We start from the raw sequence: 12,772 nt of genomic DNA, 5'->3' as shown, positions 1-12,772 counted from the left end.
GTCACTCGTAGTGCGTCCACATGCGCAGCACCTTCACGGTGCGCTCTCTTTCGACGACCTGGTAGACGAGCCGGTGCTGCACGTTGATCCGCCGCGACAGGGCGCCCGTAAGGTCGCCGACGAGCCGCTCGAAGCGCGGAGGCGCCGCGTACGGATCGGCGCGCAGGATCTCGAGGAGCTGCTCGACGCGAGGGCGGAGGTTCGATCGCGCGATCTTCTTGGCGTCCTTCTGCGCGGCTTTCGAAAAGACGATCTTCCAGGTCACCAGCCGGGCTCCTCGGACATCTCGTCTGCCGGCGTCCCCATCCCCTTGCGGATCGACACGACCATCCCGGGGATGGCGGCGAGGTGCAGCGTCTCCTGGATCGCGCGCCACTCGTCCTCGCTCATCAGGACGGCGTTATGGCGCTTCCCGGTGATGAGCACCGGCTCATGATCGTCCGCCACCTCGTCCATGAGGCGGTACAGGTTCTTCCGTGCTTCGCTCGCGGTCTTGGTCGTCATGTCGAATCCTCCTCCCGACAGTATAGACGTACGCATTAACGTACGCATTGTCAACGCACTTCGGGGCGGCGATAATCCTTGCGCATGGAAGCCTCCTGCCCCAAATGCGGAACGCCGCGTGACGGCGCGGACTCCTGCCCCCGCTGCGGCGTCGTGTTCGAGCGCTTCGACGCGGCCGCTCTCGCCGCCGGCGTGCCCGAGGAGCTCCAGGCGCTGTGGGCCCACGTCGAGGCCGGATGGGACGAGCGGGCGCGCCACGCGCTGTTCACCGAGCGCGCCATCGCGACGGGCTTCGCCGCCTACGCGGCGTCGCGGTACCGAGCGCGGGGGCCAGGCGATCCCGTCGCGGTGGAGCAGCTCGGCCGGATGACGTCGCGGCTCGAGCAGGCGATGGCGCTGTCCTCGACGGCCGCGAAATCGGACGCCGGCGCCCCCCCGCGGACGAAGGCCGCGCTCTACCTCCTCGCGATCCTCCTGTTCCTCGTGGTCGGCGCCCTCGGCATCGCGATGATCCTCCGCTGAGGCCGTTTTCTTGCCCTGCCCGCGCTCCGGGATCTAGGTTGGGATCGGTTCCCAGAAGGAGGCGAAGATGCAGATTGATTTCGACGTGGACGAGCTCCTCACCATGACGCAGGACGATTTCGCCGACGCGCTGCGCGCGGCGCACGCGGTGAGCGACACGTTCTTCGAGGCGATGCAGCCCACGATCGCGGCCGCCTTCCGGAACCTCCCCCTCCCGCAGCGCCGCGTGCTCCTCTCCACGACCGCGAGGGCGTTCGCGCGGCAGGCCGCGACCGAGGCGACTCTGAGGATCGCGTCGCGCGGCCTCGGCCGGCGCCGGGAGCTCATCGCGCAGGCCCGCGCGGAGCAGCTCGCCGGGACCCGCCGCAAGCCCAAGATCTGGGTCCCGCACGCGGAGTACGCGAGCGCCCCGGACGCCTCGAAGAAGAAGGTCGGCTAGGGCTGGGCTGCCGCGGCGGCCTCCTCGTCCTTGAGCTTCCAGACGTCGATGCTCCAGCCCTTCGTGAATCGCTTCACGCGCTCCATGCGCGCCTTGACGGGTGCGAAGTACTTGCACCCCGCCAGCTTCGGGTAGACGAGGACGTAGTCGGCGTTCCCCTTCTCGAGCAGGGCGATGGTGTGCGCGGCTGAGACCTTGCAGTCGATCCAGTGGAAGTACGACCGGCTGAACGCGGACAGGATCTGCGAGTGGGTCGTGATCACGGTCGGCTTCGGATCCTGCGAGTCGAGCCACTTGACGAGCGGCACCTCCGGGCCACTGAGCCCGGACACGTATTTCTTGTCGAACAGCCGACCGATCGTGTCGTAGTTGTGCATGAACGAGCCGACCAGGAGCAGCACCGCCACCGCCCGGCCGAGCTTCTGCTGCCCCACGAGCAGGTAGGACGTGGCGATGGCGACGAACAAGACGAACGGCAGCCCGTGGCGCCAGCCGAACAGCCACGCCTTGAAGAACTGCCTCTTCTCGATGTGCAGCGGGATGAGCATGGCGATCGTCGACAACACGAGGAAGAGCAGCAGGCACCCTTCGGGGGAGAAGGCCCGCCGGAAGATGCGCTTCACCTCGGACCAATCCGACAGCGCCGCCAACAGCCCGAGCGGCACGGAATAGATCACCCACCCGAACGAGTAGAAATAGGAGTTGTTGTCCTTCATCGAGAAGGCGATCGAGAGTCCGTCCTGTATCTGCCCCACCCGCTGTTCGAGGTTCGCGGCCGCGACGGTGTGCCGGAAGGCCGTGAGTTCCGGCACTTCGCGCATGGCCCCCAGGCCGGCGAAGGTCTGCCACCCGGCGACATCCGCCCAGCTCGCAACCCACGCGACCCAGGGGACGAGGACGAGAGCTGATGCCGCCGCCGCGGCGCAGGCCATCGCGAAGAACTTCCGCTGCCTGAAACCGGCTACGGCGAAGACGAGCGGAAGAGCGAGCATCGGACCGAGGTTCTGCGTTCGGGTCAGGAAGCCGAGGCCCGCGAGGACGCCCGCCAGCGCCGCGACCTTCAAGCTCCGCCGCGCAGCCGCCTCGTCCGCGACGATGGCGGCGGCGAAGATGAACATGAACGCCATCGCCTCGGTGTACGGCAGCGAGGTGAACTCGAAGAAGACGCAGTTCGCGCCGAAGAGGGCGACGATGATGTGGCCGACGTCGACGAACCTCCCGTTCACGACGAAGAGGATCCGATTCTTGTCTGTCCCCGCGCGCCGCATCAGCCGCGCGACGAGGAAGTAGAGGAGCACGAGATCCAGCAGATAGATGATCTCCGGCAGGACGACGGCGACCCGCTCCAGGTCGAAGACCTTGCCCAGGTATCCCATCGTGAGGGGCCAGACCGGGCTGTGGTTGATCTTGTGGGGGAAGTTCTTGATCCCCTGATTGTAGAGAGAGAGGTTCGTCGCGAGGCCGTTGCCCTCGGCCACGTTCCTCGCGATCTGGAAGTAGTAGTCGCCGTCCAGACACGGGCGCCCCAGCCCGGGGTTGAAGTTCAGCTTGAGCACAGCGAAAACGCAGACGATAACGGCGAGGGTCAGGTACCGCCACCTTCGCTCCGCTGGAAGCCACTGGATAAGAACGCTCCGCAGCATTCGGGTCCCTCCGTCGCTCCACGACTAAAATCAGCACCGTACATAACACACGAAACCGAACGCGGATTAGCTATTAACAAGATACGTTCTGCGACAAACTTCTACCCTTCGGGCACTATCTCACAACTGGGAGAGCGCGCGTCCTCGGGGAGGGGCCTGTACGAGAAGGCGATCAACACCACACCCACGCCGATCGGATCAAGAAGGCGCTGATCGATGCGCTGGCAGTGTAAGGAGCGGCCGCGGACCGGCGGCCTACGGGCACGTCACCAGGCCGGTCTGCCACTTGAGGTAGGTGCTGGTATCGAACCCGTTCAAATTCGAAAGGAATATCACTTCGTTTTCCGAGTATTCTCCATCCCAAATATCTTGCTTGATGCTCCAGGTTTGGTTGAAGTCCAGTGCCGCGCAGGGATCGGCGTTGCCGCTAGGATCCATGAACGCAGGCCCACCCCAGTAGGAAATCAGCAGGTAGTCGTCTTCTGCCGGAGAGGAGGCAGCCAGGCTCAGCTCCTCGAATCGGCTTGTGCATGGCTCAGAAAGCCAGGACGACATGAAAAGCATCTCCACCCCGTTTTCCGTGTTTTCTCGGTACTCGTCGAACTCGGAGTGGACCGTGTTGAAGGCGTCGGAGACGTCAATGTCGTTCGCAGCGGTGCAATTCTTGGTGCCAAGATTAATCATGCGAAACAGCCTGTAGCCTTCATCGGCGAAGTCCTGCAGATTAACGGATGAACCATAGGTTCCAACGTAGAAATCCACCCCATAAGGATATTCATCAAGCGGAGCCAGGAAGTCTTCGATGAGCTCCGGCAAATGACTGCCACCGCCATCTGCACCTTTCACCTCTATTAAAAACATCTTGCCCGAACTCGCCATATCGTCGCCGACTGCGTCCAAGAACTCGCTCACCGTCGGGTGACCGGTCAGAGTATCATGCGCGACTCTCCAGGTACTCGCCGAGCCATCCCAGTGCACGTCGAACTCTGTGCCCGCGTTGCTCGGATCTCTCACCAACTGTAGCATCCCATCTATCATATTCTGGGCGCAGTACGGGTTGTCATCCTCACACGGAGTGAAATCGCCGAGCAGACTGTCCAGCGCTCCGAGTGGTGCCCCGCGGTGCCCGAGCAGACCGAAGTACGACGGCGGGGTCCCGGTCCGCACGTGGTACACCGCGGTGTACCCTGTCGTGACCTTGATGGCGTGCCAGTACGTCTTGCCGTCCACCGCGCCGATGTATGAGCTCATCGAGCTATAACCCGCAGTGGTGGTCTTGGCGTCCACCCGGTCCGCGATCCAGCCGTTCGACATGATGGAATAAGTCTCGTAGTTGCCCGTGCCCGCGTCGTACAGCATGAGGTACGGGAAATCGTCGACGTAGTAGAAGTCCACGAGATCCCAATCCGTGCTCATCGTGTTACTCCAGAAGTATCCCGAATTCAGGGAGCCCATCGTCAACGACCCGTCGTTGTAGTAAAGGAAAAGGAAATGCTCTTCCGTGTGGTGAAAGTACTTGAGCGCCTTGCACCCTTTCGCTGAAGGGATCCCGAAGGAGAAAACAGGAACCCCGTTGGGGCTGAAATCCCAGAACTTCAAGTTCCCGCCGTCCGAGTTGTTGCATCCGGCAAGACCCGCGTCGCCGTCATTGGCAAGGTAGTATTCTGACAGGACGAGCGAGGCGCCGAGGTTGACGTCTGGGTACTGCCTCGTCCCGATCGTGCCGTTAGCGTTCACCAGGTGAACGTGCGCCTCACCGGTGCTCTCCTTGTAGAACATGAAATACTTGTTGCTACCATGCTCGTAAATGACGACGTCGGTCCAGCCGGCCGTCCACGTGTAGGTCGCGATCTGGGCGCCAATGCAACTCCCCGTGGACGCGCAGTTGTCGCCCAGGATGTTGATGTTCACCTTGCTCGATCCGCTGTAGTTGGACTTGATGACGATGAGGTAGTTGTGTCCGCCGATTTCGTACGTTTTAGCCGTGTCCCAGCCCGAGCTCCAGTAGTAGCCAGCCCTGTACTTGCTCCCGGCCGGGTACTCGCCGACCTGTGCGTTAGCGTTCGCGCAGATCATCGACAACGCGAACAAAAGGACGCCTACCATTCTGTGTTTCAAGCTCATCATCGTTCCCTCCTCGGCTTGTTGCCAACGATCTTCAGCTGTTGGAATGACGAAACGCCCTCGGTGACTGCGAACAGAACGTATTTAAGCACGTTTCTGCTATATGGAGAATGGGTTATTGGTGTGATCGGTAAAGTATGCTGCATGCGGCGCTGGAGTGGCGGATCGTCTTCTCGTCCTGGAAATGAAATGCGTCGTCGACGTATTCCGAATACTGGTCGCGGTGATCCTTTCCACCAAACGCGTGACAGATGTCGCCGTCGGTCCATGTCCGTACTTTCAACCCGGTGGGATCCGGCCCCCTCCCTTGGCACTGGAGGTCCTCCATCTTCGGACTGTTCTCGCGTATACTCGTCGCCCAATGACCTGGCTGTTCCTGATACCGTTCGCGGCGCTCGTCACGAACCTGTTCGTCTCGGCCTTCGTCTTCGGCCGCCGGCGCCAGAGCCCGGTCAACTGGGCGTTCCTCATGTTCCTCGGCGTGTGGGCGATCTGGCTGGCGCTCGAGCTCGTCCTCGGCACGCCGGCGTTCGCGGACCGCGGCACGCTGATCCTGCGGCTGATGGTCCCCTGGTGGTCCGCCCTCGGGCTCTTCTACCTGAACTTCGTCTACGAGCTGCTCGATCGCAAGCGGGACGCGGTCTTCTTCGCGACCCTCGCCGCGACGATCGCGGCGATCGCCGGCAACCTGCTCACCGCGCGCGTCACGACCGGCTACGAGATCCGGTGGTGGGGCGTCGCCGATCTGCGCGACCCGATCCTGCACTCCCTCGTCTGCGCGCCGTCGCTCTTCGGCGGCTTCTTCGGCGTGGCGCTCATCGCGCGCCGCTACCTCGTCACGACGGAGCGGAGCGAGCGGCGCGCCTTCCTGATCTTCCTCGTCGGCAGCGCGTTCACGCTGGGCTCGATCGCGGTCTCGAACATCCTCCTGCCGAACGCCTTCGGGCTGCTCGCGTTCGCGCGGTACGGCTCCTCGACCGCCATGTTCTTCCTCCCGATGGTCTACATCGCGGCGCTCCGGTTCCAGTTCCTGGGGTTCACCGTCGACAGCGTGGCCGACGAGCTGTTCGAGGATCTGAGCGACGGCGTCGTGCTGCTCGACGCCGACGACAAGGTGACCCGAATGAACCGCGCGGCGCGGCGGCTGTTCGGGCTCGGCGATGCGACCCCCCTGGGGGCGCCCGTCGACACGTTGCTCCCCGCCGGGGCCCGGATCGCCGGCGACAAGGAGACGCTGCTCGCGCTCGAGGCCGGCGGCGGCGATCGCATCGTCTCGATGTCGCCGCCCATCGGGCTCGCGGGGGTCCCGCGGCCGGGCTGCCTGCTGCTCCTGCGCGACGAAACCGAGGAGCGCGAGGCGCAGCGCGTGCTCCGTCGATCGCGCGACGAGCTGGAGCGCGAGGCGCGACGGCGAACGGCGGAGCTCAAGCGCGTCCAGCGGCTCGAGGCCCTCGGCGTGCTCGCCGGCGGCATCGGGCACGACTTCAACAACCTCCTCGCGGCGGCGATGGGCTTCGCCACGGCGGGTCGCGACGAGCTCCCGGAAGGGCATCCGGTGCGCGACGACCTCGACGAGATCCTGCTCGCCTCGCGGCGCGGCCGCGAGATCGTCCGCCAGATGCTCGCGTTCAGCGACGACGTCTCGGGGACCGGCCGCGAGACCGACGTCGCCGCGGCGGCCGACGAGGCGCTGAAGCTCCTGCGGGTGTCGTGCCCGGCCGGGGTCACCATCGTGCGCGCCTGGGAGAAGGGCGGCTACGGGGTGGACTGCGACCCGACGCAGCTGCACCAGGTGATCATGAACATCTCCAAGAACGGCCTGCACGCGATGGAGGGCAAGGGCGGCGTGCTTCGCGTCGAGATCGAGCGGACCGAGGTCGACGCCGCGTTCGCCGCCGAGAACCCGCCCCTCGAGGAGGGCGGCCACGTCCGCATCTCGATCACCGACGACGGCACCGGCATGAGCGCCGCGACGCACGCGCGCATCTTCGAGCCGTTCTTCACGACGAAGCGCACAGGAGAGGGCACCGGGCTCGGCCTCGCGACCGCGCTGCGCATCGTGCACGAGCACCGCGGGGCGATCCTCGTCGAGACCGAGCTCGGCCGAGGATCGGCCTTCCGCGTCTACCTCCCGCGCTCCTCGATCGATCACGCGGCGCGCCCGTCGGTGGCCGCGCAGATCCGCGGCGGCGACGAGCGCGTGATGTTCATCGACGACAAGGAGCAGGTCGTCCGCATGGGCCGCAGGCTCCTCTCCTCGCTCGGCTACGCCGTGACCGCGTTCACGGATCCGGTTGCGGCGATCGAGGAGCTCGAGCGCAACCCGAAGGGCTACGACGTCGTCATCACCGATCTGGCGATGCCGGACGTCTCGGGCATCGACGTCGGCGTTCGAGCGCGCGCCGTCGCCCCCTCGGCCCGCCTCATCCTGATCTCGGGCAACCTCACGCACGCGGAGAGGGATCGCGCCTCCCTGGCCGGCTTCGACGCCGCGCTCGAGAAGCCGCTCTCCAAGGACGAGCTCGCCGTGGCCCTCCGGCACCTCATCGACGGCGGCGGGGAGGCGCGGTGATGGCGCAGCTGCACGTCGTGCTCCTCGTCCTCGGCTTCAGCGCGTCCCTCTTCCTGGCGGCGCTCCTCCTCGCCTACGATTGGCGGGCGCGGACGAACTACTCGCTTCGGCTCCTGATGCTGGACGGCGCCCTCTGGTCGCTTCTCGGCCTGGTGCTCTACCTGCCGATCTCCCTGGGACACGAGGTCGCGATCGTGCGGCTCTCCGGCCTCTTCCTGATCGTCGTGCCGCCCCTCCTCCTCGACTTCGCCTACGCGTTCCGCGGCCGTCGGAGGGACGTCATCTGGTTCGCGGTAGCGGTTGTTTCCGTCGCGGTCGTCGCGATCTACGTCGCCACGGACAAAGGCGTCGCCTCGGTCGCGCGCGGTCCCGACGGGATGGTGATCGTCGAGGACGGAGACTGGATCGTGTTCTGCAAGGGGCTGACCGCGCTCACCTTGGCGGTCGCGAGCTGGATCATGGTCCGCGGCGTCATGGGCGCGCGGGATCCGGCGCTGCGCAACGCGCTCCTGACAATCGCGATAGGCGCCCTCCTCTCGGTGGCGTTCATCGCCTGTGGCGAGCTCGCCTCCCAGTCCCTCAGCGGGAGGAGCTTCCCGTTCGTGTCGTCGTCGTTCCTCATCCTCATCCCGTTCGTGAGCGTCGCCATCTTCCGGCACGGGTTCCTCTCGGTCGACATCGCCAAGATCGCCGCTGACCTCTTCGGGAACGCGCGCGACGGGATCGCCATCCTCGACAGGTACGATCGCGTGCGTCAGATGAACCCCGCGGCGATAGCGCTCATCGGGCTCAAGGGCGACGTGTTCTCCGGCGCCCGGGCCGCGGCGATCGTCCCGGGGTGGCAGGAGATCGCCGAGCGCTCGAGCGCGGAGGTGACGGTGGCCGGATCGGGCGGCGCCGCGCGCAGCCTGTCGCTGTCGGCCTCGACGCCGACGCGGGGCGGCAAGCGGCTCGGGCGCATCATCATCATCCGCGACGTGACCGACAAGATCCGCGCCAAGGAGGCGCTCTCGCGTTCTCGGGCGGAGCTCGAGGCCGAGGTGGAGCACCGCACCGCGGAGCTCCAGCGCATCCAGCGCATGGAGGCGATGGGCGCGCTGACCGGCAGCATCGCCCACGACTTCAACAACCTGCTCGCGGCGATCATCGGCTTCGCGACCGCGGCCCGGGACGACCTGCCGGAGCGCCACGCGATCCGGCGCGATCTCGACGAGGTGCTCTTTGCGGCCCGGCGCGCCCGCGAAACGGTGAGCCAGCTCCTCGCCTTCGGCCGGCAGGGCGTCGAGCGGCGCGAGCCCCTCGAGGTCGGCGGGTTCCTCGACGGCACGCTGTCGTTCGTCGAGGCGTCACTCCCGGTCCCCATCAGCCTTCGGCGGGCGCTGCAAAGCGAGAAGATGTACGTCATGGGCGACGCCACGCAGCTGCACCAGGTGATCGTCAACCTGACGACGAACGCGGTGCAGACGATCGGCCCCCGCAAGGGGACGATCACCGTGAGCACGGCGCTTCTGCACCTCGGCGCGGACGCCGGCAGCGCGCGGCGCTCTATCGAGCCGGGCGAGTCGGTCGTCATCACCGTCACCGACGACGGGCCCGGCATCCGGCGCGGCGACCTGGACCGCGTCTTCGATCCGTTCTTCGTCGCGACGAACCGGGGCGAAGGGACGGGGCTCGGCCTGCCCACCGCGCTGCGCATCGCCCAGGATCACGGCGGCACGATCACGGTCGACAGCGACGAGGGGAAAGGCGCGTCGTTCTCGGTCTATCTCCCCCTGATCGATCCGCCGTGCGGGAGGGACGCGCTCGAGAGCCCCAACCCGACCGGCAGCGAGCACGTGCTCCTCGTCGAAGGGGATCCGCCGTCGCGGCGGCGGACGCGGCGGCTCCTCGTCTCGCTCGGCTACCGGGTCACCGCGCACTCGAGCTTCGACGCCGCGCTGGCCGACTACCGCGGCACGCCCGGGGCGTTCGACGCCGTGATCGCGGCGGCCGAGATCGCGGGCCGCAGCGGGCTCGACCTCGCTGGGCTCTTGCTCGAGGAGCGCCCGAACGCGCGGATCCTCCTGACGTGCGGCGGGCCGACCCCCGAGCTCTCGGACGCCGCCGGCCGGCTCGGCGTGTTCGTCATGGCGGAGCGGGAGTCCGCGCCGGAGGAGCTCGCCGCGGCGCTCCGGCGCCTGATCGACGCGACCAAGGACCGCACCTCGCAGCCGCCGCGGTGATCAATCGCAGTCCGGCCACTCGGCGCAAATCCACTTTTCCGAAGAGGTGTTGAAATAGCAGTGAGCGGGACCGCTGCAGTAAGGATCCGGGCATGGATCCGATCCCTCGCATCCGTCGAGCGCGGTGTGGCACCGGGCTCCGGCCACGCCGCCGCACGCACCTATCGCGATGCCGCAGCGGTACGGCGCGCAGTCCGCGTCGGTCCGGCAATCCGCCGGAATGCACCGGCGGGCCCCGTTACTGACGGACACGGGTACGAGCCCGCCTGGAGCAGTGAACGCGCAGAGGCAGATCTCGCCGGGATCGCAGTCGTCGTCGTTCATGCACGGCGTGACGCACACACAACCCCATAAGTCGTTGGCGCAGGCTTCTCCGGGCGGACAGCCGCCGTCGACCTCGTCGCAATCACCGTAGGGGAGCGTGCAATGGATATCGGTTTCCGCAGCGCACGCAGGGTTGTCGTAACGATGAAAGAATCCGCCCAAGCATCCCTCGATCCCCACTGAAACGCTGGAAACGCCGCCATCGCCGGCCGGCTGCATCCCGTCGACCCCGTCGCACATGCCGCTGCCCGGGCCAGTCCACTCCGTGTCGACGGGACTCGTGTCGCAATCGACGTCGGTGTCGGCATCGCCGTCAGTGTCCGTGTCGACGTCCGTGTCGGAGTCCGCATCGGTATCCGTCGATGCATCCATCTGGTCGTTCGGCTCGCCGCTGTCGGAGCAATCGACGAGCACAGCGGCTAGCAGAAGAATGATGGTTGGATGGAATGATTTCACGGCGATCCCCCTTATCTCTCCTTAGATTCTAGCACCGCCCCGATCTCACTCCCCGATGATCTTGACGAGGACGCGCTTGCGCCTGCGGCCGTCGAACTCGGCGTAGAAGACCTGCTCCCACGGCCCGAGATCCAGGGCGCCCTTCGTCACCGCGAGCACGACCTCGCGCCCCATGATCTGCCGCTTCAGGTGCGCGTCGCCGTTGTCCTCGCCGCTCCGGTTGTGGCGGTAGCGGTCCGTCGGCTCGTGCGGCGCGAGCCCCTCGAGCCAGTCGTCGTAGTCGTGGATGAGACCGGGCTCGTCGTCGTTCACGTACACGCTCGCCGTGATGTGCATCGCGTTGACGAGGCAGAGCCCCTCCCGGATCCCGCTCGCCGCGATCGCGGCCTGCACCTTAACCGTGATGTTGACGTACTCGCGCCGCGAGCGCGACTCGAACCACAGCTCTTCCCGATGGCTCTTCATCTCCGCCTCCTCCCGTGCACGACAGCTGTATAATGGCCCAACGGCCGGAACGACGCCACAACGAGGGAGGGAATCATGCGAAGCGGATCGGATCTTCGGCTCAGGGCGGCGCTCGCGCTCCTGCTCGCCGCGTGCGCGGGCTGCGGCGACGGCGCGGGCGGAGGGGGCGCGGACTCCGGCACGGACGCGGACTCGGACGCCGACACCGACTCGGACGCCGACACCGACGTCGACACCGACTCGGACGCCGACACCGACTCGGACGCCGACACGGGGTGCGAGCCGCTCCCCGCGCCCGGCGCGGGCGAGAACGTGGTCCACGTGACCGCCGACGACGCGGCGGATCTCCCGGCGATCGTGAACGGCGCCGCGGCTGGCGACACGATCGTCCTCGCCGACGGCGTGTACGCGCTCGACGGCGACTACCTGTGGATCTCGGCGCCCGGCGTCACGCTCCGCTCGGAGAACGGCGATCCGGAGGCCGTGATCATCGACGGCGGCTACGCCTCGACCGAGATCGTGACCGTCGCGGCCTCGGACGTGACGATCGCGGAGCTGACGATCCGGCGCGCCTATACGCACCCCATCCACGTGATCGCGACGGACACGGCGGACACGTTGAACACGCGCATCTACAGGGTCCACGTCGTCGACCCGCGCGAGCAGGGGATCAAGATCAACCCGTCCGGCGACGCGCCCTACTACCCGGACTTCGGCGAGATCGCCTGCTCGACGATCGAGCTCACCGACGCCGGGCGCCCGGAAGTGAGCGGCTGCTACACGGGCGGGATCGACGCCCACGCGGCCCGCGGCTGGGTGATCCGCGACAACCGGATCGAGGGGTTCTGGTGCGAGAGCGGCCTCTCGGAGCACGCGATCCACTTCTGGAACGTCTGCCGGGACACGATCGTCGTGCGCAACGTGCTCGTGGACAACGCGCGCGGCGTCGGTTTCGGCATGCTCAACTCGGGCGACGGCAGGCCGTGGGACGACGACCCGTGCCCGGAGGCGGATGGCGCCTACATGGACCACGTGGGCGGGGTGATCGCGAACAACTTCATCGCCGTGTCGCGCGCGGAGCTGTTCGCGTCCGACTCGGGCGCCGACTGCGGCATCTGCCTCTGGTCGGCGTGCGGGGCGAGGGCTGTCCACAACTCCGTGTTCGCGGCCGAGGGCGCGTTCTCCTCCGTCGAGTGGAGGTTCGCGGGAGCGGCCGCCGTGGAGGTGGCGAACAACGTCGGGACGGATCCGTTCTACGAGCGCGACGGCGCGACCGCGGCGCAGAACGAGGCCAACCTCGCCGAAGCGGACGCGGCGCTGTTCGCCGATCCCGAGGGCGCGGATCTCCACCTCGCGAGCGGCGCGACCGCGGCGATCGATCAGGGCGCGGTCCTCGAGCCCGGGCTGTGCGACGACGACATCGACGGCGATCCGCGCGACTCGACGCCGGACATCGGCGCCGACGAGGTGATCCCGTAGAACGGGCGAGGCGAGCCCCGCG

Annotated in this window: 11 protein-coding genes; 5 read left to right on the top strand and 6 right to left on the bottom strand. The window is 66.8% G+C overall.

Features of this window, described 5'->3' with window-relative positions; all coding sequences use genetic code 11:
• Window position 1 precedes the first annotated feature (1 nt).
• On the bottom strand, window positions 2-265 hold the full coding sequence (locus tag M0R80_06750) for a Txe/YoeB family addiction module toxin (GenBank protein ID MCK9459322.1): 264 nt from the start codon (window positions 263-265) through the stop codon (window positions 2-4).
• Window positions 262-504 (bottom strand): type II toxin-antitoxin system Phd/YefM family antitoxin, encoded by a 243-nt coding sequence (locus M0R80_06745; GenBank protein ID MCK9459321.1) that lies wholly within the window; start codon window positions 502-504, stop codon window positions 262-264. Before M0R80_06745 ends, M0R80_06750 begins: the two co-directional genes overlap by 4 nt.
• 84 nt (window positions 505-588) lie before the next feature.
• Here M0R80_06745 and M0R80_06740 point away from each other — a divergent pair, with 84 nt between their 5' ends.
• The gene (locus M0R80_06740; GenBank protein MCK9459320.1) at window positions 589-1,026 is read left to right on the top strand and encodes a zinc ribbon domain-containing protein; all 438 of its coding nucleotides are present in this window, start codon (window positions 589-591) and stop codon (window positions 1,024-1,026) included.
• Window positions 1,027-1,093: 67 nt separating this feature from the next.
• Window positions 1,094-1,465 (top strand): hypothetical protein, encoded by a 372-nt coding sequence (locus M0R80_06735; GenBank protein MCK9459319.1) that lies wholly within the window; start codon window positions 1,094-1,096, stop codon window positions 1,463-1,465.
• Here the strand turns inward: M0R80_06735 and M0R80_06730 are convergent.
• Both M0R80_06730 and M0R80_06725 read right to left on the bottom strand, forming a co-directional pair.
• Window positions 1,462-3,108: a hypothetical protein gene (locus M0R80_06730; protein ID MCK9459318.1), complete on the bottom strand. Its 1,647-nt coding sequence runs from the start codon at window positions 3,106-3,108 to the stop codon at window positions 1,462-1,464. The genes M0R80_06735 and M0R80_06730 overlap by 4 nt on opposite strands.
• Window positions 3,109-3,363: 255 nt before the next feature.
• The gene (locus M0R80_06725; protein ID MCK9459317.1) at window positions 3,364-5,235 is read right to left on the bottom strand and encodes a hypothetical protein; all 1,872 of its coding nucleotides are present in this window, start codon (window positions 5,233-5,235) and stop codon (window positions 3,364-3,366) included.
• A 358-nt stretch (window positions 5,236-5,593) separates the two neighbouring features.
• Between M0R80_06725 and M0R80_06720 the strand changes: the two genes are divergently transcribed.
• Together M0R80_06720 and M0R80_06715 are read left to right on the top strand one after the other, a co-directional pair.
• Window positions 5,594-7,804, top strand: coding sequence for an ATP-binding protein (locus M0R80_06720; GenBank protein ID MCK9459316.1), 2,211 nt, complete (start codon window positions 5,594-5,596; stop codon window positions 7,802-7,804).
• On the top strand, window positions 7,804-10,026 hold the full coding sequence (locus M0R80_06715; protein ID MCK9459315.1) for an ATP-binding protein: 2,223 nt from the start codon (window positions 7,804-7,806) through the stop codon (window positions 10,024-10,026). The genes M0R80_06720 and M0R80_06715 overlap by 1 nt, the downstream gene beginning before the upstream one ends.
• Here the strand turns inward: M0R80_06715 and M0R80_06710 are convergent, their stop codons facing one another.
• Both M0R80_06710 and M0R80_06705 read right to left on the bottom strand, forming a co-directional pair.
• On the bottom strand, window positions 10,027-10,806 hold the full coding sequence (locus M0R80_06710; GenBank protein ID MCK9459314.1) for a hypothetical protein: 780 nt from the start codon (window positions 10,804-10,806) through the stop codon (window positions 10,027-10,029). It lies immediately after the preceding gene.
• A gap of 45 nt (window positions 10,807-10,851) precedes the next feature.
• Entirely contained in the window at window positions 10,852-11,271 is a 420-nt protein-coding gene (locus M0R80_06705) for a secondary thiamine-phosphate synthase enzyme YjbQ (protein MCK9459313.1), read from the bottom strand.
• A gap of 75 nt (window positions 11,272-11,346) precedes the next feature.
• On the opposite strand from M0R80_06705, the gene M0R80_06700 reads away from it, so the two are divergent.
• On the top strand, window positions 11,347-12,750 hold the full coding sequence (locus M0R80_06700) for a hypothetical protein (GenBank protein MCK9459312.1): 1,404 nt from the start codon (window positions 11,347-11,349) through the stop codon (window positions 12,748-12,750).
• Window positions 12,751-12,772: the final 22 nt, after the last annotated feature.

This window comes from Pseudomonadota bacterium (assembly GCA_023229365.1).
Lineage (GTDB): Bacteria > Myxococcota_A > Polyangia > JAAYKL01 > JAAYKL01 > JALNZK01.
This window is presented reverse-complemented; position numbering and strand designations above follow the sequence as displayed.

What these genes read in the sequence shown, in the direction of transcription:
- M0R80_06740 (MCK9459320.1), top strand. Translation starts at nt 589, where the DNA reads ATGGAAGCCTCCTGCCCCAAATGCGGAACGCCGCGTGACGGCGCGGAC.
- M0R80_06700 (MCK9459312.1), top strand. Translation starts at nt 11,347, where the DNA reads ATGCGAAGCGGATCGGATCTTCGGCTCAGGGCGGCGCTCGCGCTCCTG.
- M0R80_06715 (MCK9459315.1), top strand. Translation starts at nt 7,804, where the DNA reads ATGGCGCAGCTGCACGTCGTGCTCCTCGTCCTCGGCTTCAGCGCGTCC.
- M0R80_06735 (MCK9459319.1), top strand. Translation starts at nt 1,094, where the DNA reads ATGCAGATTGATTTCGACGTGGACGAGCTCCTCACCATGACGCAGGAC.
- M0R80_06745 (MCK9459321.1), bottom strand. Translation starts at nt 504, where the DNA reads ATGACGACCAAGACCGCGAGCGAAGCACGGAAGAACCTGTACCGCCTC.
- M0R80_06720 (MCK9459316.1), top strand. Translation starts at nt 5,594, where the DNA reads ATGACCTGGCTGTTCCTGATACCGTTCGCGGCGCTCGTCACGAACCTG.
- M0R80_06705 (MCK9459313.1), bottom strand. Translation starts at nt 11,271, where the DNA reads ATGAAGAGCCATCGGGAAGAGCTGTGGTTCGAGTCGCGCTCGCGGCGC.
- M0R80_06725 (MCK9459317.1), bottom strand. Translation starts at nt 5,235, where the DNA reads ATGATGAGCTTGAAACACAGAATGGTAGGCGTCCTTTTGTTCGCGTTG.
- M0R80_06730 (MCK9459318.1), bottom strand. Translation starts at nt 3,108, where the DNA reads ATGCTGCGGAGCGTTCTTATCCAGTGGCTTCCAGCGGAGCGAAGGTGG.